The following is a 22,257-nucleotide window of genomic DNA, read 5'->3' on the forward strand; positions in this document are numbered from 1 at the left end:
ACAAGCATTCCCCCGCCCTATAACAAAGCCGCCGGAACACATAAAATAAGCACGTGCAAAATAAGGTGAGTACATGCGCGATAAAGTTTAGTATAAAGTTAAAATAAATCTGGTAAATAAAAAGGGGGATGGGGAAGAATTTGGGGGGATGGGGAATGATTTGGAACACGGAGCCACTTCTTTTAATTAACCTGAGCCAGAATAAGATTTAATCGAAAAGTTATAACATATTATTTAAAGAAACACGTATGTTTTGCTTTCAAAATGAAAATTTATTGTAGGCAATTCTACCACTAAAAAATAAATGATTTTTATTTCTAAAACGAAGAGATATATTTTAATAGTTATATTTGACTAAACAACAAAGGAGCTAATAGCTCCTTAATTGTTAACTTTCTGAAGGCCGATAAACTTGATAGACTCTCGGAAACTAATCTGATTGATGACGGTAAAATTCCGTCCGGCTTGACCAGAGAAAAGCCCCGGGGTACCGACCCGTGGGCTTTTTTGTTTCTTATTCAAATTTATAAATAATTTACAAAAAGTTTGTATATAACAAACTTTTTAATCGACTTAGTTATTGCAGATCCACCTTATTACAGCTTAGTTGATTTATTTCGTGGCAGTGGTGGTTTAGCATTAGGTTTTATTATATGACTTGTCATATCGAAAGGTTGAAGTAACTGGGGCAAACCGCAATCTTAATTTAGAGTTTGCTTCAATGGTGCATCTTGCGAGAAGGTGGTAAAAAATTATGGACAACAGCGCTTATAGCGAAATAAAATTAACTATTTTCCTTTTTGGGGACATATGTGTATTTAATGTTAAAAAAAGTATAATTTGGTGAAAAATTTAATGACCAATAATATAAACCTAATACCTTCAAAAAAAATCATCCAAGCTAAACCATTTTTAAGATGGGCAGGTGGAAAAACTTGGCTTATTAAACATCTTAATAACGTTAAGACGTTTAAATTCAATAACTACCACGAGCCTTTTCTCGGTGGCGGGGCGACCTTTTTTTATATTAATCCTTCTGAAACCTCGTATTTATCTGATCTAAATGAGCAATTAATAGATACATATATCGCGATTAGAGACAATGTTAACTTAGTTATAAATAAATTAAAGACTTTTGAAAACTCAGAGAAACAATATTATATTATTAGAGACACAGAATTTTTAGAGATTCATGAACGCGCTGCAAAATTTATCTTTTTGAATCAAACTTCTTTTAATGGTATATATAGAGTCAATCTAAAAGGGGTATATAATGTACCCTATGGCTACAGAAATAAAAATTTCCTGGACGAAGAATTGTTAAGACTATCCAGTACATCTTTAAGAAAAACTGAACTTGTTGCATCAGATTTTGATATTGTTAGAAATAACATAAGGGAAGGGGATTTAGTCTTCTTGGATCCCCCTTATACCGTGTCACATAACGATAATGGATTTATTAAGTATAATGAAAAACTATTTTCACTCGATGATCAATATAGATTAAGTAACCTAATTTCCTATATAAAAGAACAAAATGCTTACTATATATTAACTAATGCTGCACATAATAAAGTGAAGGAAATCTTTGAAAAAAATGATAGTCTCCATGAATTACCCAGGGCTAGTTTAATTGGTGGCACGAATGCAGTAAGGGGTAGTTTTAATGAATTTGTATTTACCAATCTTGCCATATGACGATACAGGAACTTTTTCGAGATAAATTTAACGAATTGATGGTTCAAGATGGCTCCCTTGCGGCCGAACTTCGGAAAAGACAGGATGAGTATGAAAAAATCTCTATTAACCCGGACCAGCTAACTAAATACGTTGATTTAAGGTGGGAGGTTGATAAGGAGTATAAAACAAGAATAAGAATCAGAAAACAAAAAAACATAGAAATATCTTTCGAAGATAACATTTGGACTCTCTTTGCAAAACTAGGTTTTAGTTTACTTAACAAGGACAGGCGACTATCAATTCCTTACAACGACAATTTCACAGCTGGGCAGCAAGTTGATGTACTAGCAATTGATGATGAGTCAATTTTAATTGTTGAGTGTCGCTCCTGTCTTGGTGACCCTCAAAAAGGAGATTTTAAAGAGACAATTGGAGAAATAGGCGGAAAGAAAGATGGGATAATAAAAAGCCTAAAGCAATTATTTCCAAACTCAAAACATAAAATTAAATTTATACTTGCTACTAAGAATTATTACTTAACAGAATCCGATTTAGGACTTCTTCAAAAATATGAAATCCTCCATTTCGACGAAGAAACTTTAGAATATTATCAAGACCTATCGAAACATTTAGGGCTAGCAGCAAGATATCAGTTACTTGGAAATATCTTTTCGGGCCAAATAATTCCAGAAATTGAAAACAAAATCCCAGCAATATTGGGTAAAATGGGAGGACATACATATTATTCTTTTTCTATTGAACCCGAAAGACTATTAAAAATTGCATACGTTTTACATAGAAATAAGGCTAACAAGAAATTAATGCCAACATATCAAAGACTTATTAAAAAGTCAAGATTGATTTCTATACAACATTTTATTGAAAACAAGGGATTTTTCCCAAATTCCCTTGTGATAAATATAGAAACTGAGAAAAGCCTTCATTTTGAAAGAGCAAATACCCAAGTAGATTCATCTATTTCAAAAATTGGAATATTGCATCTCCCAAAAACGTACCGATCAGCTTATGTAATTGATGGACAACATCGATTATATGGATATGCTAATTCTGAATATAGACAAACTAACACGATTCCCGTTGTTGCTTTTATAAATTTAAATAGAACTGAGCAAGTACGGCTTTTTATGCAAATAAATGAAAATCAAAAGGCTGTACCTAAGAATCTGCGCAATACTTTAAATGCGGATCTGCTTTGGAATTCTTCCGATCTTGAAGAACGAATAAAAGCGATTAAATTACAAGTGGCTCAAGATTTAGGCGAAGACATAGATAGTCCTTTATATGATAAAATAATAATAGGGGAAAACACAAAGACGAACCAACGGTGTATTACTATTGACTCAGTAAAAACAGCATTAGATAGAAGTAATTTTTTTGGTGTTATTAATAAAAATACCATAAGAAAAGAAGGCAGCTTTTTTGTTGGAGACAGTGAAAGCACTTACTGGAAGTTGCTTCCATTTTTAAAGGAAGCCTTCAGATATTTTCAAGAAAACTTAAAAGATGAGTGGAAAATAGGAGAAGGGAATGATGGTATCTTAACAATTAATGCAGGAATAATCAGTCTCATAAGGATTTTTAGCGATGTTATTGATCACTTAACAGCAGAAAGAAAAATAAATGCAAAAAGTGAAATAACAGAGAAGATCATCGAAGAAAGCAAATTTTATTTCGATCCAATTTTAGCGTTTTATAAAAACCTTACAACTGAAGAAAGGCTTGATTTGAGGAAAAGTTACGGAGATGCTGGCAGAGCCAAGTATTGGAGAAAGCTTCAACAAGTTATTGCGCAATCAAGACAAGATTTCAATCCTGAGGGTCTATTAAAATATTGGGAAGACGAAGCAAAACAATATAATGAGGATTCTTTCAAAATGATAAGAGATATTGAAACGTCTTTGAAAGAAAACTTTAAGGAAAAACTAGAAGACCATTATGGCCCTAACTGGTTTAAAAAGGGAGTTCCGCCACAAGTTCAAGATTCTTCGGTTTTAATGGCAAATCAAAAAAATAGGGAATTAGAAGATAATGAAAAAGAATATGATCATTGGGATTGTATCAACATTATTGATTATCGCAGGATAGCTGTTTTTGGAAGCAATTGGAAAGATATATTCGATAAGGTTTATACTAAACCAGGAGAAGAAAAAATCAATGGTGGGAAAGATGAAAAGACGAAATGGATGCAGAAATTAGAGCGGATAAGAAACCAAAATTTTCATTCTTACAGTGTAAAAAAAGACGAATTTGAATTTTTATGCGAAATACACGAGTGGCTGTTAGAAAAGGATTAATAATGCTTTGTTGGAAAGAAATTTAGGGGCTGATGTTTCTATATCCATCCTCAACATCTTCAAATTGGCCTTTTATGAATAGTATTATTTAACAAAGTATACGCAATTTGATTCTTTGTAAAGCTAAGCAGACTCGCAGAAATAGATATATAAATGGAATTTTGTAAAGATCTTTTAAAAATAAGAAAATGAGTTTCTCTTTAAAAAGCATAAAAATGGATCCAACTAATAAGCCTCGATTTCAAAAAACTCTAAAGATCTTTTTTTACAATGTTTTGGGCATAATTTTACCTTTCCTCTTATCATTAATTCCAATAATGATTCTCAATAAAACAGACATGATATATTCCTTTTTGGATCAAGGTCAATTTTTTTTGTTTAGTGCAGGATTGCTAACTAGTGCTATCTTAATCTTCAGTGAAAACAGATCAGCAATTAAACTTAATTTTGATAAATTTCTAGATTTTATATCTATTTGGCTCCTAATATTTTGCTCTGCTTTTTTTGCTATTATTTATTGTTTATCGTTAATTGATTTACCTCCTTGCTATCCTATTGCAAAATGGTTTATTAGATCAACTTCATTAATTCTGTTTATCATTGCTTTAATTTCAATTTATAGAAGTGTTTACATTGATTCCATTAAAGTAAATGCAAAAGTTGATGTTAAAACAAAAAGCGCTAATGAAATCGAATCACTTATGGGGAAGCTTAATACTTAAAGAAATGCAAGAAATAACATTCAAGTGCTTGAAGTGTAAGCAACCGATAGGTGAATTCTATATTGGTGTAATGAATTATGATGATCTTATAAAAATATCATACGCCGATATTAGAAGATTGGAAACGGGCACAGAAATGAGAGAGGTAGAAGTGTATACGGGTATACAAAGAGAGTTAGCTCCTAACCGAGTAAAGGAAATCGCAAAGTATGTAAATATGGTTGATTCAACTTTTCCAACAGGGGTTATTTTACACATTGAAGAAAAGGATATAATCTATTCAGAAGAAAACAGCACAATGACTTTGCCTTTCAAAGATACCGTTGCTAAGGTTCTAGATGGTCAACATAGAATAGCTGGATTAGAGTTCTTTCCTGAAAGAGGGAGTGAATTTCAAGTTAATGTTACCATTTTTATTGGAATGGAATTAGAAGATCAAGCCATAGTTTTTGCGACGATAAATAAAACTCAAACAAAGGTTAATAAATCGTTGGTGTCTGATTTGTATGATTTTGCGACTAATAGAAGCCCTCAAAAGACAGCTCATAATATTGTAAGAGCATTGAACCAAAAAGAGGGTAGTCCGTTTTATGAAAAAATTAAAATCTTAGGTGTTGCAAATGACAAAGAAAAGGAAACGATAACACAAGCTACATTTGCTGAAGGCATTATAAAATATATATCCCGTGATGCGATGGCAGATAGAGATATTTATAAGCGTGGGAAAACCCCCAATAAATTTACAGACCTTGAATTACTAAGTAGGCCATTAAGAAATATTTTTATTGACGAACAGGATCATATAATAGCACAAATATTATGGAATTATTTTGACGCGGTAATGAATAAATGGCCAAATGCATGGAATTTGGTAACGCCGGAAATGATCTTAAATAAATCAACTGGTTTTCTTGCTCTTATGAAATTTTTCAAGGATGCGTATATCAGTTTTGGAAAAATTGGCCAAGTAGTAACTATAGAAGAATTTTCAAGCATATTCAATAGAATAAATTTACTTGATAAAGATTTTAATAGGGGAAACTATTTACCGGGAACAGCCGGACAAGCAAAACTTTATAATGAACTCATGCTTGAAAGCGGCTTAAATTAATTGCTATAACATCTTTTATCCACAACTGCCGCAAGGGTCTTCTTGATCCCTTTGCCCAGTAGTAAAAGCCGTCCGATGCCCTTGCTGGCATTCTCACCAACAAACACGATAAAGCCCTTTATGTAAAAGCATTTAAAAAGCCCACTACATTCAGGTACATACCACAAGCATCGCGTTTTGTTGGTGGACAACACTAACAAAGGCGTAGAAGAATCAAAACAAGCAGTGGCCTGTGCGATTATGAATATTATATTTTGTTTTTAAAGGCATTCATGAGCTCCCTAAGTCGGTTCCTTCCTCGGGAACGGGAAGGCAGGGGTTTTGCGAACTGTGTTACCCTTGCTATTCAAACCTGACAAGCGTAAAAGCTTGGCGTAGAAACCCCTCCCTACCCTCCCAAGGGAGGGAATCGCACGGGGCCGGGCTTTTTATAATCTTCCGAACAGTATTGGTAAGAACACCAACAAAGGCATGAAAAAGACCATTCGCAGCTACCGCACGCAAATCAGCATAGCGGCGATTTATCAGCCGGATAAGATCCTTCACTGCGTTCAGGATAACAAATTTTGGCCAACTCAAAAACCGGAACATGCTGATTATAAATAAATTACCGGCGCATAAACAGAAATATAAATATAATAGCGCTTGACTATCAGCAACTTACAGTTTTTTTGCGCATAAATAAAATTGCAAAACGCTTGATAATCAGCATGTTTCACTTTGTTCCGCCCCGTTCCGCTGAAAAATGGAACGCTTTGCCGACGTGTACCCGGCTATTCACCACCGCATGCCACGCATAGTACAGAGGCCTTTGATGCCCTTGTTGGTGTTGTCACCAACAAGCAGGATGAAGCCGCAAAAAAGCATTGGAGAGTGTTGCACTTAGGGTACATACCATAAGCACCATCGTTTGTTGGTGACAACACCACAGGTGTTCGGAAGATTGTAAAAAAGCGAGGGCCTGTGTGATTCCCTCCCTTGGGAGGGCGCTGGGAGGGGTTTCTACGTCAAGCTTTTACGCTTGATTAGCAGTGGTACCATAGTTCGCGAAACCCCTACCTTCCCTTCCCCAAGGAAGGAATCGCACGACCCACTGCCTGTTTTGATTCTTCCGAACACCTCTGGTGACAACACCAACAAAGGCAAACCCCACTAACCAAAAAAAGGCCTCCGGATTCCCGAAAGCCTTTTCATTTTAAAATTTTCCTGTTTACAAATACTTTGTAATATCCGCAGATAACGGTGTAGTTGCTGAGCGGAAACGGTGAATCAGATTACCATTTTCGTCGATCAGGAATTTTTCAAAGTTCCATTTAATTTCGCCTGTAAAATCAGGGTTTGGTGCCTCTGTTAAGTATTTAAACAAAGGATCAATGTCATCTCCCTTTACGCTAACTTTTTCGCTGAGCGGGAAGGTAACACCATAATTTTTTTCGCAAAATGTTTTGATCTCGGAGTTCGCACCCGGTTCCTGCTGACCAAAATTATTTGCCGGGAAACCTACAACAACCAGCTTGTCTTTGTACTGGTCGGCCAGTTTCTGTAATTCTTTGTATTGTGGCGTAAATCCGCATTTTGATGCAGTATTCACCACCAATACTTTTTTCCCTTTGTATTTGGCAAGTGAAAAAGCTTCGCCGTCGATAGATTTTAGTTTAAAATCATAAACAGATTTTGGGCCGGTAACAAACATAAGGGCAAAAATTAAAGCAAGTATTTTCATGATATTAAAAATTGGTTTTAGTGTAATTAGATATACGGTTGTTTTTAAAGATGCGTTGCCTCGCTATTTGTCATTTTGAACGCAAAGAAAAATTTTCTATTGTAGATAAGTCTGCGTTCATGCCTTGTCCCGTGTTCGTGTCCGCTCGCTCCCGCTCAGAATGACAAAAGTGATAAGGTAAAATTAACCAATAAAGCTCCTCTTATTCAAATAAAAATCTTCTTTTATTGTCATTTTTTTCCTGGCAGGGGCTGATTTATCGGTGTAGCCCAGCAAATGCAGTGCGCCGTGGATGATAACGCGGTGTAACTCGTCCGTTTCGGTAGTGCTGAATTTGAGTGCGTTCTCGCGGATGCGGTCGATAGAAATAAAAATATCGCCAACAATAGTATTAGCGATCTCTGAATTATCAAAAGTTATAATGTCGGTATAAGTATCGTGATCCAGGTACTGCTGGTTTATTTGCAGCAGGTAATTGTCTGAGCAAAAAACATAGGTAAGCTCTTTTAGCTTAAACCCTTCAGCCTGTATGGTTTCGGTTATCCACTGCCTTACGGCTGTTTTGTTTTTTAATTTATAGGTAATGTCTTCTTCAAAAAACTGTATGGCAGGCATTAGATCTTAAAGTGAAGTTCAACTTCGTTCCCTTTGGTATTAAATATGCACTGGTCTGCCAGGTGTTTAAGAATAAATACACCCCGGCCGGTCAGGTTTTCCAGGTTTTCGGGAGCTGTTGGGTCGGGCAGGTTATTGTAATCAAAGCCCTCGCCTTCGTCGGTAATGGTCCATATAATGCGCTTGCCTTCTACATCAGCATTCACAATAACTTTTTTATTTTCGTCAAGCTTGTTGCCGTGAACAATAGCGTTGTTAGCCGCTTCGCTCAGGCATGTCATCATGTTAGCAAAGGTGTCTTCACTTATATTGTGTTTGTCGGCAATTTCTTCTATCAAAGTTTCCAGCAAACTTATGCTTTCTTGTTTTGAAGGAAGCTGCAACGTGTACAGTTTGCTTGCCTGAACATTTGATTGGTCCATGTCATTTAACGTTGAGTAGATCAAAGTATGATTTTATTTTTAATTTATAATAAAAATTTAGTTCAGGCGGAACGGTCCGTACCTGTTCTGTTTGTTTTTCTTTGGCTTGCTGGTATTCCTGCAAGGCTTTAATGTATCCCGGAGGAACATCTTTACCCGCTTTGCTTTCGCGCTGCTGATCCTGTTCCCGCTCCTGTTCCGCTTTTTCAGCCTCTAATAAACGAGTCTGAATTTGCTGCTGCCGCTTAATGGCATCCTCCGTTATTCTCCTGTTTACGAGATCACGCTCAGTTTGTTCCATTTCTTTGGAAATTTTATCCAGATTCCCTAAACCGCCCGTGCCATCCTTGTTATCCTCGCGGTTTATTTGCTGTAACGCCTCCCTGATCTGTTGTTGCTGACGCGCTAATTTAGCTAATTGTTCGCTTATTTTTCCATTATTTCCATTTTGACTTTTCCCCTGGTTTCCCTGCTGTCCCTGTTGCTGCATTTGCTCCCTTGCCTTCTGCATATTTTGGTTTAACTGCTGCTGCATTTTTGCCAGTTGCGATACCGACTGCTTCTTTCCTTTACCCTTGCCGCTGCCCCCTTTTTTCTGCATGTTCTGCAGCTGGTCAAGCGCTTCGCTTAGCAGCAGGGCCAGGTTATTCATTGACGTCATGGCAAATTGCTGGTTGCGGGAGGCCTCGGCCGTGCGCCGGTCGCCCAGGTTTTCAAGTGCATCCTCAATATGATTATTTATCGAGGTAACCTCCGTGTTAACCGTACTCTGGATCTGCGGGATCCTCCTGCTCAGGGCATACAAGCTGTCCTCGGCGGTTTTGAGGTTATCCTTTATGTTTTTTTGGTCCTGCGCCAGTTTAATATAGCCCGGGTCAGATGGGTTGGTGTTCTTCAACGTCTGCATCACTTTTTCCTGTTCGAATGAGCTATTAACGAGATTTTTTAACAATTCGCGTAATTGCTGCGCATCTACCATATTTGCACTCTCTTCGCCCTCCGCTTCCTTTTGCTGCATCTTATCTGCCAGCTGCTTCATTTCTTTAGCCGCCTGCTTTTGCGATTGCGATGCTTTTTTCGGGCTGTCCTTTTTCAGCTCGTCGCTGCTTTTTTCCATTTGCTGCTCAATGCTTTGCGCTTCCTTCTGCGAGTCCTCAAACGGCTGCTTATGCTCGGCCTGGTCGTTAGTTTTTTTCAGGTCTTCCAGTGATTTTTTAATGTCCTGGAAATCATTATTCAATTTTTGCTGATCTTTTTGCAGCTCCTGCTTATCGGCATTGGGTTGCTGCCCCTGATCAGATAGCTTTTGCTGCTGCTCCGAAAGCTTGTTCAGCTGGTCTACGTTCTGATTCAGCTTTTGTTCAAACTCCAGCTTTTTATAAAGCTCCAGCATGCGGTCAAGTTCTTTTTTTAACGATTTATTGTCCACCTGCATTTTCTGCAGCTCATCCCTTGTTCCCTCTTTTTGCTCCTGCTCCATCATTGCCTGCAGGCGCTGCAGCATTTCCTGCATTTTAGGGTCCATCACATTGTTAAGCAGCTGCTCCATTTGCTTTTGCTTTTCGGTAAGGTCCTTATCCTGCTGCTGGTTTTCCTGCCGGTTATATAGGTTCTTTTTGTTATCAGCCTGTACTTCCTTCACCAAATCCTCCAGATCCTTCCTTTTTTGTAAAAGATCGGCTATCTGTTTTTTCTCATCAAACGACAGGGTGTTTTTATTCAGCAGCATCTGGTTTAGCTTCTGCGAATCTTTTTCTATCTGCCCGGCTAACTTAATGGCCGATTCCATTTTTTGTTTGATGACCTGCGTGCCGGTATTCAGCTGGTCATTCAGCTCTTTTGCATCGGGGATGTTCAGCGTCCGCTCGGTCGACCGCACCCTTTTTGGCCCGTTCACATCGTCGTTATCGGCCACCTCAAAATAATAAGTTACCTGGTCGCCGGGTTTTATGCCCATGTCTTTCAGGTTCCAGAAATAAAAGAAGTCGGCCTGCGCCTGTGCCAGGTCGGCTTTAACCGGTTTGGTATAGTTTTTCAGGTTAGCTTTATCGCCTGGCGCGCCAACCGCATAATGAAATGTCAGAGCCGAAAAGCCATGGTCGTCCTGGATGCGGCCGTTAAAATAAAGCGTTTTCAGGCTCACAGAATCCTGTTTTTCCTGTACCAGGATGGATGGCATTTCGTCCGTAATAACATTAACCCGGTAGCTGGCCGAGTCGCTGTGATTTGCCTGCGTATTTACAGGGGTAATTTTGTAGGTGCTGTTTTTGACGATCCTTTCCCTGTGTTCAAAAACATCAGGCGCGGTTGATGTTACGGTGCCGCCAGCGCCATTCATATTAAACAGCAGCGCCGAAGCATTTTGTGTATGCAGGTTCCAGGTAACAACGGTGCCGGCGGGGACGGTAAGGTCACCCGCGTTTTTCAGTGTTTCATTTTTTTTATGCAGATAGGCCGGGTAGTTCAAAGCAACGTCAAAATGCAGCAGCGCCGGACGCAGGTTCACCTTTATTTCGTACGGGGTCGATGTAAAACCATTTGCCGTAAGCTTAAACACCGTGTTTTGCTGCAAATTGGTAAACAGGTAATGGAACCTGCTGATGTTTTCCTTATCCAGCTTAAAAGCAGTGTTGGCAGTTTCCACATAAACATCGGCAGGCAGCTTATCGCCATCAAGTTTCAGGTCGAGCTTCAGATCATCACCCTGCACAACCGACAAGCTTTTATTTTGAATGATGAAGTTAAACGGGGCAACGGGCCTGAAATATTCATTATGCCTGATAAGCCTTTTGGTGCTTTCCGTTAATATAGATGGCGCCGCAAAAGCAATAATGCAGATCACCCCCGCCGGGAACAGCAGCCATTTCAAATATTTACTATTCTCCTTAAGGTTTACTGCTGATGGAAAGCTAACCGGTTTTAAAGTTTCTATTTTTTGGTTGATGCTGGCCTCAATAAGCGCCCGGTGCTGCACATCCTCGCCGGCCTGTTTTTTAAGCTGCAGGGTATTCAGCAGCTTATCATGCACATCGTTAAAATGTTTGCCGATAATTTCGGCAGCCTGGTCATGCGTTAATGATTTGCCCAGTTTAAGCCATGCCAGCAGCGACGGCACAATCAGCCAGGCTATCAGCCCAACATTCAGCACAATAAAAAGATAAAACAGCAGCGTGCGGAAAAGAATGTTAAAATTGCCGAAATATTCGCTCAGGGTAATAACTACATAGGCCGAGAATAGGCCTGCGCCTAAAAATATCAGTCCCCGCAAAAAATTATTGAAATAGTATTTCCGGATAAAGATGTTGATCTTATCAATTAAGAGCTCATAATTATCGGTAGTGTTCATGTTGCAGCGCAGGATATTTCAAGGTATTAAACGAAAATACGCTATTTATCATATCAGCGGTAAAATAAACTAAGATTTTTCACAAGTTGATTGTTTTTCATAGGCGTTCAAGGAGGGCTGCGCCGTTTTTTGGATTTATCAGATTTTAGATTTTTTTGCGTTGTGCAAGAATTGCTATGATGCCCGGCGTTCTTTTTTTGAACCATGATTAAAGGATTTAGGGATGAACATGATGCCGGACGCAAATGTTCAAGCGCATTATGGTCCCCCGTTTTTTAAATTCACAATCTTTTTTTACTTTCATCTCCAAATGCAAAAACCCCTTATCCCCGTAATTAATTTCCTGTTTGGCCTTTTTATAGTTGCTTTTACCTGCGGCAATGCACAGGCTAACACACCAGTTATTCATAAAACCCCTAAACCTGCATGGATCTCCGCATGTAAACCTTATGATAAAAGGCCATCAGAACGGAACATCCGCAATGGCGCTTATGGCGAACTTGTTGAAGAACAGATTAATGTAGAAGAAAAAGCAGTTTATAATCATGTTATTACAGCCATAGTTTCCGAATCGGGCGTTCAAAGCAATTCCGAGGTTTCTGTAAGCTTCGATCCTTCTTTTGAAAGGTTGGACTTTCATGAATTAACGGTATGGCGCAATAATAAGCCGCAAAACCGCTTAATTTTAACGGCATTTAAAATGCTGCCCGAAGAAAACGAACTTGATAAATTTATTTACAACGGAACATATTCAGCAAAATATATCCTGCCGGATATCCGCAAGGGCGACAGGATTGAATACTCATACACCATTACAGGAAGAAACCCGATTTTTGATAAATTTACCCGGAGCATTTATTTCCAGGGATCTGATCTGATTGTGCATCAATATACAACGCTGTTGTTCGCTGCCGGAAGGAGCATCAATATTAAACCATATAACCTGTTGTCGCAACCCAAGGTGTCGGTTACCGGCGGGCTCAAACGCTATGAGTGGGAAGATTTCCAGGTGCCCGGCATCTCCACAAATAAATTCCAGCCAAAATGGGTTAATCAATATGCGCATGCACAGGTAAGCGAATACAACAATTGGGAACAGATAATTGACTGGGGACTAAAAATAAACCCGATACAAACCTCATTTGCCGGCGAGTTGGCAGATAGCGTAACCAACCTTAAAAAGCAATACGGAAAAGATAAGGAAAAATATTTCAGGGCTGCGGTAATGCTGGTGCAGGATGAGGTTAGATATATGGGCATTGAAACCGGCCCGTATTCGCACAAAGCCAATAGGCCTGATAAAGTATTTAAACAACGCTATGGTGATTGTAAAGACAAGTCTCTTTTGCTGGCATCTATCCTGAATGCAGGCGGAATTGAGGCACACATGGCATTGCTGAACACTGATTTGCTTGATAAAATTGACGATTTTATTCCTTCCCCATCAATATTTGACCATGCTGTTGTTGTTGCAACAGTGAATAATAAGCAAGTATGGGTTGATGCTACTATGTCAAACCAAAGGGGAAAAGGAACCGATCTTTATTTTCCGCCATATCTTAAAGGGCTGGTTTTAAAAGCAGGCGGCGATAACCTAACGGATATTAAGCAATCAAAAACCGGCAGGGCAAGCATTGTTGAAAAATATGATATTAAGGATGAGTTTGCCCCGGTTAAATTCATTGTTACTTCAACCTATTCACTGGATAGGGCTGATGATGTAAGGGATGAAATTGCGACAACAGGGATAGCTCAACTGGAAAAAAGCTACCTGGAATATTATTCAAAAACATATAACAAAATTGAAGCGGCAGATTCGATCATAATAAAAGATGACCAATCAAAAAATGAGCTTACTACCATTGAAAGTTATAAGATAACCAATTTCTTTAAACGCGATTCTGTTAAGGGGAAATACACAGCTGATTTTTACGCAGATGATATATACAGGCAATTGCCCGATGTAAATGGCCAGGTAAAAACGCCGGTATCCGTTACCTATCCATATAATATGGATTATACAATTAAGGTAAACTTGCACAATGGGTGGGATATAGAGAATGAGCACAATGAGATAACCCGGAATGCCTATAAATTTATTAGCGACAAAACAGTTTCAGGAAATGAGCTGGCCTTGCGCTACCAGTTTACTTACTTTAAAAATTATATCCCATTAAACGAATTAACTGCGTTTAAAAAAGATGTTAAAGATTTGGAAGGCGATAAGCTTTCGTACCGTTTTTATTACATCCCCGACATTAAAAAAGTGCCGTTCCGGCTAAACTACTTAATGTTGATAATTACTTTAATAGTAACGTGTGCTTTTGCTTACGCCGGGTTAAAGATCTTTAAGAGGGAAACAACAAACCGGCAATATTTCATTTCAACAGGCCCTGCTTTAGGTGGCTGGCTTATCTGGCTGATGATCGTGTTAATATCGACCTCTTTAGGCATTATAAAAATTTTATTAGATGACGGCTTTTACACACTTAGCCAATGGGATTTGATCACTACAGGTATAGCCGGTAAAATGCACAAGGCTTTCCTGGTATTTGACGTAACAGGGTACATATCCATGGTATGCTTTTCTACGTTTTGCGTGATGTTGATGTTTAAGAAGAGGGATATTACCCCGCATTACATAAAAATGTATTATGCATTTGTTATTGCGTTTCTTTTTTTAGACTATTTCTTTAACGCATTTGTTCAGAATGATTTTTCAAATTATAGGGTCGCGCAAATTATAAAAGCGATAGTTGTTGCCGTCGTTTGGACATATTATTTAAACGTATCCACCCGCGTAAAACAAACATTTGTGGTGCCGTACAAGGCCGGGGAAGTTGTCTGAGCCAGGATGTCTGTCACACCAAACTTTTTTAACCATGATTAAAGGATTTAGGGATGAACATGATCAAAGCATCAGGAAATCTTCCATCAGGCTAATCACGGTTCAAAACTCCCATTAGCCCCTTGCAGTAAATATTTACGCCGATATGATAATTCCCCGTTCCGTTAAATAACTATTGCCTGTATATTTGTAAGGCAAACTTATAAGTTTACCTTACTATTTAAATGGACGATAATAAAGACATTCAATTTGCTTCCGACCTGCGAAATGTAATAACCAGGCTGATAAAGAAGCTCCGGAAGCAATCGCCAACCGGGTCACAGCTTTCACTAACCGAAAGGTCGACCATGGCTTTACTTGATCAAAATAAAAAAATGCTGCCCAGCGAACTGGCCGCTGCAGAGATGATCACCAATCAATCCATGTCGCAGGTATTGAACCATTTGTTTGAGCTTGGCTACATTATCCGCACAGCATCAACCACAGATAAAAGAAAAGTAAACATCTCCCTGTCTGAGCTTGGTGAAAGCACCCTGCTGCAGTTTCGGCATGAGCGCAACGAATGGCTGGCAAATGCAATAGCAATTGCCTGTACGCCTGAAGAAAAGAAGGTGCTTCAACAAGCGATAGGTGCTTTAAGTAAGGTGATTGATTTGAAGTGAGCTTGGTCTGAAAGACCAGTCCACGCGTCATTGCGAGGAACGAAGCAAACTCTGCACTTGCAAATCATGAACCGGAAAGCCATGTGGCAATCAAACAGCCGGCAGATCCAGGTCACCAGGTAATTTATCCTTCGTGATTGTCCTTCGCAGAGTTGCTTCGTTCCTCGCAATGACGGGTTTAGAATAAGTAAAGTGCAGCGAAGCAGAAAAAAGATTTAATTAATGACAACAGAAACTATAAAAACATTCAGAACATTTAAAGCTTTTAAAAGCCGTAATTACAGGTTATACTTTGTGGGCCAATCAGTTTCGCTGATTGGTACCTGGATGCAGAAGACCGCGGTTAGCTGGGTAATTTACGCGCTAACACATTCAACCCTAATGCTGGGGGTAACACTGTTTGCCAGCCTTTTCCCTTCATTTTTATTTTCATTGATCGGCGGTGTTGTGTCTGACAGGTATGACCGTTACCGGGTATTGCTCACCACGCAGGTAGCATCATTGATCCAGGCTGCGCTGCTGGCAATTTTAATATTGTTAAAACATTACCAGGTTTGGGAAATTATAAGCCTGAGTGTATTATTAGGGATCATTAATGCCTTTGATGTGCCTGCCAGGCAATCGCTGGTTTATGAAATGATCGAGGATAAAAAGGATCTGCCAAATGCGCTGGCGTTAAATTCATCCATGGTAAACCTGTCGCGCATTGTTGGGCCGGCAATTGCCGGGATAGTTTTAGAAAGCCTGGGCGATGGTGTTTGTTTTTTATTAAATGCTCTGAGTTTTATTGCGGTTATAGCATCGCTGATGATGATGAAGCTGCCCAAATACATTAGAAGAGAACATCCTAAAAACGTATTCGGCGAGCTTAAAGAAGGTATGGCCTATATAAAACGTACACCATCAATTGCCTTTGTATTGGTTATGCTGGCCCTCATTAGTTTAATGGTGCTGCCCTTCAGCACCCTGATCCCTTATTATGCAAAAGACGTTTTTAACGGAACGGCATCCACTTTTGGCGTTATTGATAGCTTTATAGGGCTTGGCGCATTCTTAGGGGCAATATTTTTGGCATCGCAAAAAGCCGGGGCTAACTTAAAAAAGATCCTGTTTATAAATACCATGGTATTTGGCGCCGGGCTTATTTTATTCTCGCACGAGCATAGCTATCCGCTGGCGCTGGCTTTTGTGACGGTAGCCGGTTTTGGCATGATGTCGCAAATTACCGTGAGTAACACACTGATCCAAACCACGGTAGCACCGCACATGCGCGGCCGGGTGATCAGCTATTATGCCATGGCCTTTTTCGGGATGCAGCCATTGGGCGGCCTACTGGTCGGGATCGTCTCAAAATGGATTGGAGCGGCAGACACACTGATGCTTGAAGGCATTGCAGCATTGCTGATAGGTTTACTGCACTGGCGCTACTTACGCCGCGAAAAACTAAAACATGAACAGGGCCTGGTTTTGAAGGTAGAAGAGCCGTCTATGCAAGCGGTTTGATAAAATCACCCAAACTTTTTTTCTGATTTTAGTTACCGGCCGGCGGATGTATAGTACTATCACTCATGTCTATCTTTAACTGTGAAGACTGGGTAACATATATGGCAGATTTGCCATTATAATCAACAATTTTACCGGTTACGCAAACGTTGCGGCCTTTAAAATCGGTCTCGGGATGCCATTTAAATTTCGGGTTTTCGGGCCCTTTAACCAATACGGTTAAATACTGACCGGTTTCGCTGCCAAGGTATAATAGTGTAGTGTTTGAACCACTAACCACTTCGGTATTGTAAACCTTATCGCAGATCATTATTGTTTCACCGGCATGTTTTGCCGCATCCTTAGCGGCAATTTTTTTTTGTGCCGAACAGCTAAATGCCAGCAGCATCATAAATACGGGGGTTAAAACTAATGATCTCATTAAATAAAGTTAGTGAATTAAAGGCATATGTATAAACGCTGATAATTAAAAAGAATTGTAATAACACCCATCTTATTGCGGTCAGCAAAATAGTAAATTGCAATTTTCTCCGCTTCCGCTTTCAGCCGGGCGGGTAAATCTTCATGCCTGGCGTTTTCCTTTTTCCTTACATCACCACATTCACCTTAAGTTGCCCGTCCGACAGGGTTCTGATGATTAGCTTTTCGGCAGTTGGATAAATAGCCTCTATATCCAGATTCTTTATGGTTACTACTGAGCGGGTATTATTACCAAGATCGCGGCTCAGCTCTTTTTGCAGCCTGGTTTTACTGTCGGCAATAAATTGTGTGAAATTGTAGGTGGCCCTTTGGCGGATCATATCGGTTATTTTACCGTTGAACATCCATTTGGCAACTTTAAGCATCCAGGCTTTTGTTTGCAGGTCAAAACTCAGGTCAGGAAAAGACAGCTTATGAGTAACCGCATTATAATTTGGTGTGCCAACCAGGTAAATTGTACCCGTGCTGGTTCCTTTAAAATCAACCTGCATAACAATTTGTTTACCAATGCCATAAATCTTGGTTTTATCAACAATAAATTCATTGCCTGCAACCTTTGAGCCCTGGCCAGCCACTTGCTGGTTTACTATATTGGTGAGATGATCGTAATTCTCCAGCAAGTCCAGATAAACATTAAAGCCGTTTGCAGGCTTATAAGCTGTTAAATTTGGTAATGGCTTTGGCAGCGGCGGAGCGCTTACCGTGGTTACAACCGGTTTTGCAGACAAGCCCACCGAAAATGTAAGTAACGAACCATTTAAATTAAAACTGCTTAACCGTACCGACTGCGGATTGATGGACACATAACCCACATCGCCTACTTTGGTTTCGGTGGTAAGGTTTTTCCATATTTCCGCAATCATCGGTTTAATATCATAAGCCGCAATTTTAGCATCAACCTGCTTTCCAAGGTCGTTTAACGGGCCGCTTATATACTGAATCAGCCTGTCGGTAACGTCAATGTTTCCCAAAAACACGTTGCAGCGGTCAATCGGTTTGGGGGCAGGATATAAAATGGTTTTAGATTGTAAATGATAATCGGGCATAACATTTATAACCGATCTATATGATATTTCCATCCTCCTTGGCGGCTCATTACCCACACCGCATTGTGCAGCTACAGTTGGTACTATACATTGTTGCCCCTGGCCAAAAACAACGGCACATTTTGCACAATAGGATGCTGTGAAACCATAGCTGCCGGTAAACTTTAAGTTAACGGTATTATTACTCCCCGTGATTGTGAAAGGTGTGCGGGTGAAAGTATAAGCATAGCTTAACCCCTCGCACGCCTGTTTGTTTCCTGAATATTTATGTGATACCGAATTTTCGGCCTGGGTAAAATAGCTTTTCAAATCAACTGTAACAGGCACCTCAACATTGGAGACCGGCTGAATGAGTTTTGGAATGTCAACTTCAGTTTTGGCCGGGGCAAGGGGCTTAAGTGTACCGCAAGAGGTAAGTACTAACAGCAGTATTAATACCGCAAAAAATTGGTTTGGTTTAAGTTTCATTATTAGGGGTAAAATTAGCCCTCGCTTCGCCAATGTCGCGTGGATTTGGCTGTAAAAATAATAAAGCTTTACGTTTCCCGGTCAGAATATATTTGGTTTTGTTAAGATAAAAATCAGGTTAGCACATTAATCTGAAACCAACAACAGCTCCAGGCATTTTTCAAGCCATGAAAAGGCAACATTCGTCAGCGCAAGGCAATGCGCTGTGTTATGTATTTACCGCAAACCGCGCTAATCTCAAACCGTATCCGTAAAAAAAAGCCGCCATATGTTTTACACATATGGCGGCCCTCTATCAAAAACAGATGGTTTATTTCTGTTTTACAACCGTAGAATCTTTTTTCTTGGTGGTTGTGTCTTTTTTCATTGGTCTGTTTTTCTTTTTCTTAGTGGTATCAGTTTGCATGGTTGATTTAACTGTGCTTACTGTAGCGTGTGCATACACACTTCCGAATGAGATTGCTGCTAAAGCAATCATGCTAATTAGTTTTTTCATGGGTTTTTTCAATTTTGTTATAAAAGGTATATATATATTGATGCCATAAAGTTAATTTCTTATTAACTACTTAATAATCAATTGTTTATATAACATTACACTACAATCAATGTGTGGACTTTCTCCACAAACTGACGAACATTTCAACAATTGTTTGAAATGGAAAATCTGGTAAAAAACCAAAATAGCGCCGGAGGGCCCGCATATCTTCTTTAAAAATCAGGAAGACCTCATTTATAGTTAATTCTTTAAGCCGTTTCAAACAGATCAATCCCGGCATGGTAGCCGGGCTAAAGACATAAAACCAGCATATAAAAAACATTAAATCCAAAATACAGGTCGGTTTTAAAGAAAATAAAATAAATAAAAAGAAAACTATATTGTACCCCAACAAAAAAATCATAAATTTACTAATACAACATTAGAATGTATTTTTTAAATACCGCAGACTACTGTTAACCTTATCATCCGCTTATACAATGGTGTTTGTGTTAAACACGTTTTGTTTCTCTTAAAACGATGATAAAGCGTTTTGTTGCCTGCTTTGGAACCTAAACAATGCACAAATACAATATGATGAAAAAGAAACGTTTCTTGTTTAACCGGCTATCTATACAACAGCGCCTCCCCGTTTTAATCTGCATTTTATTATTGTTTGCAATTGTAATATATGGCCTTGCAAACTATTATAGTTTAAAGAAGGCCGCTTTAATAATTGGCAAAGAGCACCTTACGTCACTTACCAGCCAAATGAATGGATCGCTTGGGCGATCGGCCCAAACTCTTAAAAAAATCGAAAACAGCACTGCTGCTCAAACTTCTGTGATCCAATACCTTAAATCTGGCGGAAAGGAATTTCGTCCGGAAGCATCAGATGCGCTTGATAAGATAGCCAGGGATACTACCTGGGTTTCATTAGAATTAATAAATGCACAATTCCAGCCCGTTCTCCGCTCCGGCAAATCCACTATTAATATCCCCGGTAATATAAAAGACATTGTATCTTCCTTGCATGTTGGCACTGATTCTGCAAAAGTTGGAAAAATTTACAAAATAAAAAACGGCGTTTATTTCCCAATTATAGCTGCTGTGAGTGACAAAAAGCGAGTAATTGGCTATATAATTACCTGGAAATCGCTGTTAGTTACCCCGAAAGCTGTGGAAGAGTTTTCGCAGGTTGTAGGCATAGGGGCTGATTTTTATGTGGGCAATACCGATGGAAGCCTCTGGACAAATTTAATTAGGCCCCTGCCCGGAGTGCCTTTTAAAATTAACCGCATAAATGAAATAATAAGCTACGCGGGCTCAAATGGCGATGCAATGATTGTAAGCCCGCAATTAATACCCAATACCCCATGGGTGATTGCAATTGCATTTTCAGAAAGAAATATACTAAAGGGAATAACAACTTTTGTTAACTGGATAATTGTTATTGGTGTAGTGCTGATGGGCATTGGCATTTTTGCAGCATGGGTAATGAGCGGAAACATTATAAGGCCGCTTAAGGAACTTACAGAGGCAGCAACCGCCATTACACAGGGGAACTACACTGCTTCTGTTTCTATGGATTTTAATCAGAATGATGAAATAGGAAAACTGGCAGGTGCTTTTAACAGTATGACCGCGCAAATTTATCAAATGCACAATGACCTTGAAAATAAAGTTATAGAGCGCACTTCACAGCTGGAAAATGTTAATAAAGAGCTTGAAGCTTTTTCATACTCCGTTTCGCATGATCTAAGGACCCCTCTTCGTGCCATCAACGGGTACTCAATAATGTTTAAGGAAGATTATGGAGATGTACTGGATGCCGAAGGGAACAGGATCCTTCAAAATATTATTCTAAATGCCAAAATGATGGGTAAGCTGATTGATGACCTGCTATCTTTTTCGCGTTTGGGTAAAAAAGATTTGACACTAACCACCATTAATATGCAACAGATGGCCGAAAGTGTAGTGAATGATTTGCTGCAGCATGAGCCTGAGGATAAATATCGTATTATAATTACTTCATTGCCACCGGTTGAAACGGATGCTGTTATGATAAAACAGGTGTTTTTAAATTTAATAAGCAACGCCATAAAGTATTCCGCAAAAAAGGATACCCCGGAAATAGAAATAGGGTTTAAAGATGAAGAAACCCAAATTACCTATTATATAAAGGATAATGGTGCAGGCTTTGATATGGCTTATGCAAATAAATTATTTGGCGTTTTTCAGCGCCTTCATTCGCAGGAAGAGTTTGAGGGTACCGGTGTCGGCCTTGCGCTGGTTAAGCGGATAATAGATAAACATAAAGGAGAGATTTGGGCGGAAGGCGAAGAACGTAATGGCGCAACATTTTATTTTAGCTTACCTAAAAAATAAATTATGAATGATCAGCCAATTGAGATCCTGCTTGTTGAAGACAACATTCACGATGCTGAAATGACTATCCGGGCATTAAGAAAAGTAAACCTGGCAAACAAGCTTATCCATGTAAAGGATGGCGCCGAAGCACTTGATTTTATTTTTGCAAAAGGAGATTTTTCTGACAGAAAGATAGAAAATAAGCCCAGGGTTATTTTGCTGGATATTAAGATGCCCAAAGTAGACGGGATTGAAGTTTTACGGCAAATAAAATCGAATGAAACAACGCGTACGATTCCGGTGGTAATTATGACGTCCTCAAAAGAAGAACAGAACCTTATTACAAGCTACAACCTTGGCGTGAATAGTTACGTAGTAAAGCCGGTTGAATTTGAGGGGTTCGCAAAAGCTGTATCTGAGCTTGGGTTTTACTGGCTCATTACCAACCAGGTTACCTGATAAATTTACTTA

Annotated in this window: 17 protein-coding genes; 10 read left to right on the top strand and 7 right to left on the bottom strand. The window is 39.2% G+C overall.

Annotated features, from left to right (window positions below; genetic code table 11):
- Nucleotides 1–843: 843 nt before the first annotated feature.
- From JWQ54_RS02215 to JWQ54_RS02235, 5 genes are all read left to right on the top strand, one after another.
- Nucleotides 844–1,698, top strand: coding sequence for a Dam family site-specific DNA-(adenine-N6)-methyltransferase (locus tag JWQ54_RS02215; RefSeq protein ID WP_299579531.1), 855 nt, complete (start codon nucleotides 844–846; stop codon nucleotides 1,696–1,698).
- Nucleotides 1,695–3,995 (top strand): DGQHR domain-containing protein, encoded by a 2,301-nt coding sequence (locus JWQ54_RS02220; RefSeq protein ID WP_299579534.1) that lies wholly within the window; start codon nucleotides 1,695–1,697, stop codon nucleotides 3,993–3,995. The genes JWQ54_RS02215 and JWQ54_RS02220 overlap by 4 nt, the downstream gene beginning before the upstream one ends.
- Before the next feature lie 215 nt (nucleotides 3,996–4,210).
- Entirely contained in the window at nucleotides 4,211–4,717 is a 507-nt protein-coding gene (locus JWQ54_RS02225; RefSeq protein ID WP_299579537.1) for a hypothetical protein, read from the top strand.
- 4 nt (nucleotides 4,718–4,721) lie between these two features.
- Nucleotides 4,722–5,828: a DGQHR domain-containing protein gene (locus tag JWQ54_RS02230; RefSeq protein ID WP_299579540.1), complete on the top strand. Its 1,107-nt coding sequence runs from the start codon at nucleotides 4,722–4,724 to the stop codon at nucleotides 5,826–5,828.
- A 471-nt stretch (nucleotides 5,829–6,299) separates the two neighbouring features.
- The gene (locus JWQ54_RS02235) at nucleotides 6,300–6,434 is read left to right on the top strand and encodes a hypothetical protein (protein WP_299579543.1); all 135 of its coding nucleotides are present in this window, start codon (nucleotides 6,300–6,302) and stop codon (nucleotides 6,432–6,434) included.
- 604 nt (nucleotides 6,435–7,038) lie between these two features.
- Here JWQ54_RS02235 and JWQ54_RS02240 read toward each other — a convergent pair.
- The 4 genes from JWQ54_RS02240 to JWQ54_RS02255 all read right to left on the bottom strand — a co-directional run bounded on the left by JWQ54_RS02240 (nucleotide 7,039) and on the right by JWQ54_RS02255 (nucleotide 11,934).
- The gene (locus tag JWQ54_RS02240) at nucleotides 7,039–7,551 is read right to left on the bottom strand and encodes a glutathione peroxidase (protein WP_299579546.1); all 513 of its coding nucleotides are present in this window, start codon (nucleotides 7,549–7,551) and stop codon (nucleotides 7,039–7,041) included.
- Nucleotides 7,552–7,734: 183 nt separating this feature from the next.
- Nucleotides 7,735–8,166, bottom strand: coding sequence for an rRNA maturation RNase YbeY (gene ybeY, locus JWQ54_RS02245; RefSeq protein WP_299579549.1), 432 nt, complete (start codon nucleotides 8,164–8,166; stop codon nucleotides 7,735–7,737).
- Nucleotides 8,166–8,588: an ATP-binding protein gene (locus JWQ54_RS02250; protein ID WP_299579552.1), complete on the bottom strand. Its 423-nt coding sequence runs from the start codon at nucleotides 8,586–8,588 to the stop codon at nucleotides 8,166–8,168. The genes ybeY and JWQ54_RS02250 overlap by 1 nt, the downstream gene beginning before the upstream one ends.
- Nucleotide 8,589: 1 nt before the next feature.
- Complete coding sequence (locus tag JWQ54_RS02255) at nucleotides 8,590–11,934, bottom strand: DUF4175 family protein (protein ID WP_299579555.1); 3,345 nt, start codon at nucleotides 11,932–11,934, stop codon at nucleotides 8,590–8,592.
- Between the two features lie 310 nt (nucleotides 11,935–12,244).
- Here JWQ54_RS02255 and JWQ54_RS02260 point away from each other — a divergent pair, with 310 nt between their 5' ends.
- The 3 genes from JWQ54_RS02260 (at nucleotide 12,245) to JWQ54_RS02270 (ending at nucleotide 16,947) form a co-directional block, all read left to right on the top strand.
- The gene (locus JWQ54_RS02260; protein ID WP_299579558.1) at nucleotides 12,245–14,782 is read left to right on the top strand and encodes a DUF3857 domain-containing protein; all 2,538 of its coding nucleotides are present in this window, start codon (nucleotides 12,245–12,247) and stop codon (nucleotides 14,780–14,782) included.
- 224 nt (nucleotides 14,783–15,006) lie between these two features.
- On the top strand, nucleotides 15,007–15,444 hold the full coding sequence (locus JWQ54_RS02265) for a MarR family transcriptional regulator (protein WP_299579561.1): 438 nt from the start codon (nucleotides 15,007–15,009) through the stop codon (nucleotides 15,442–15,444).
- Nucleotides 15,445–15,666: 222 nt separating this feature from the next.
- On the top strand, nucleotides 15,667–16,947 hold the full coding sequence (locus tag JWQ54_RS02270; protein WP_299579564.1) for an MFS transporter: 1,281 nt from the start codon (nucleotides 15,667–15,669) through the stop codon (nucleotides 16,945–16,947).
- Nucleotides 16,948–16,975: 28 nt separating this feature from the next.
- Here JWQ54_RS02270 and JWQ54_RS02275 read toward each other — a convergent pair whose 3' ends face one another.
- From JWQ54_RS02275 to JWQ54_RS02285, 3 genes are all read right to left on the bottom strand, one after another.
- Nucleotides 16,976–17,368, bottom strand: a complete 393-nt coding sequence (locus JWQ54_RS02275) for a hypothetical protein (protein ID WP_299579567.1) — start codon at nucleotides 17,366–17,368, stop codon at nucleotides 16,976–16,978.
- Between the two features lie 166 nt (nucleotides 17,369–17,534).
- A complete protein-coding gene (locus JWQ54_RS02280) occupies nucleotides 17,535–18,941 on the bottom strand; it encodes a DUF4403 family protein (protein WP_299579570.1) in 1,407 nt (468 codons plus the stop codon).
- Between the two features lie 310 nt (nucleotides 18,942–19,251).
- Complete coding sequence (locus JWQ54_RS02285; RefSeq protein WP_299579574.1) at nucleotides 19,252–19,437, bottom strand: hypothetical protein; 186 nt, start codon at nucleotides 19,435–19,437, stop codon at nucleotides 19,252–19,254.
- Nucleotides 19,438–19,995: 558 nt separating this feature from the next.
- On the opposite strand from JWQ54_RS02285, the gene JWQ54_RS02290 reads away from it, so the two are divergent.
- Complete coding sequence (locus JWQ54_RS02290) at nucleotides 19,996–21,804, top strand: ATP-binding protein (RefSeq protein WP_299579577.1); 1,809 nt, start codon at nucleotides 19,996–19,998, stop codon at nucleotides 21,802–21,804.
- Nucleotides 21,805–21,807: 3 nt separating this feature from the next.
- On the top strand, nucleotides 21,808–22,245 hold the full coding sequence (locus JWQ54_RS02295; protein WP_299579580.1) for a response regulator: 438 nt from the start codon (nucleotides 21,808–21,810) through the stop codon (nucleotides 22,243–22,245).
- Nucleotides 22,246–22,257: the final 12 nt, after the last annotated feature.

The organism is Mucilaginibacter sp. (genome assembly GCF_028288225.1).
Taxonomy (GTDB): Bacteria; Bacteroidota; Bacteroidia; order Sphingobacteriales; family Sphingobacteriaceae; genus Mucilaginibacter.

What these genes read in the sequence shown, in the direction of transcription:
- JWQ54_RS02295 (WP_299579580.1), top strand. Translation starts at nt 21,808, where the DNA reads ATGAATGATCAGCCAATTGAGATCCTGCTTGTTGAAGACAACATTCAC.
- JWQ54_RS02265 (WP_299579561.1), top strand. Translation starts at nt 15,007, where the DNA reads ATGGACGATAATAAAGACATTCAATTTGCTTCCGACCTGCGAAATGTA.
- ybeY (WP_299579549.1), bottom strand. Translation starts at nt 8,166, where the DNA reads ATGCCTGCCATACAGTTTTTTGAAGAAGACATTACCTATAAATTAAAA.
- JWQ54_RS02285 (WP_299579574.1), bottom strand. Translation starts at nt 19,437, where the DNA reads ATGAAAAAACTAATTAGCATGATTGCTTTAGCAGCAATCTCATTCGGA.
- JWQ54_RS02235 (WP_299579543.1), top strand. Translation starts at nt 6,300, where the DNA reads ATGAAAAAGACCATTCGCAGCTACCGCACGCAAATCAGCATAGCGGCG.
- JWQ54_RS02225 (WP_299579537.1), top strand. Translation starts at nt 4,211, where the DNA reads ATGGATCCAACTAATAAGCCTCGATTTCAAAAAACTCTAAAGATCTTT.
- JWQ54_RS02260 (WP_299579558.1), top strand. Translation starts at nt 12,245, where the DNA reads ATGCAAAAACCCCTTATCCCCGTAATTAATTTCCTGTTTGGCCTTTTT.
- JWQ54_RS02255 (WP_299579555.1), bottom strand. Translation starts at nt 11,934, where the DNA reads ATGAACACTACCGATAATTATGAGCTCTTAATTGATAAGATCAACATC.
- JWQ54_RS02290 (WP_299579577.1), top strand. Translation starts at nt 19,996, where the DNA reads ATGCACAAATACAATATGATGAAAAAGAAACGTTTCTTGTTTAACCGG.
- JWQ54_RS02240 (WP_299579546.1), bottom strand. Translation starts at nt 7,551, where the DNA reads ATGAAAATACTTGCTTTAATTTTTGCCCTTATGTTTGTTACCGGCCCA.
- JWQ54_RS02220 (WP_299579534.1), top strand. Translation starts at nt 1,695, where the DNA reads ATGACGATACAGGAACTTTTTCGAGATAAATTTAACGAATTGATGGTT.
- JWQ54_RS02270 (WP_299579564.1), top strand. Translation starts at nt 15,667, where the DNA reads ATGACAACAGAAACTATAAAAACATTCAGAACATTTAAAGCTTTTAAA.
- JWQ54_RS02280 (WP_299579570.1), bottom strand. Translation starts at nt 18,941, where the DNA reads ATGAAACTTAAACCAAACCAATTTTTTGCGGTATTAATACTGCTGTTA.
- JWQ54_RS02230 (WP_299579540.1), top strand. Translation starts at nt 4,722, where the DNA reads ATGCAAGAAATAACATTCAAGTGCTTGAAGTGTAAGCAACCGATAGGT.
- JWQ54_RS02275 (WP_299579567.1), bottom strand. Translation starts at nt 17,368, where the DNA reads ATGAGATCATTAGTTTTAACCCCCGTATTTATGATGCTGCTGGCATTT.
- JWQ54_RS02250 (WP_299579552.1), bottom strand. Translation starts at nt 8,588, where the DNA reads ATGGACCAATCAAATGTTCAGGCAAGCAAACTGTACACGTTGCAGCTT.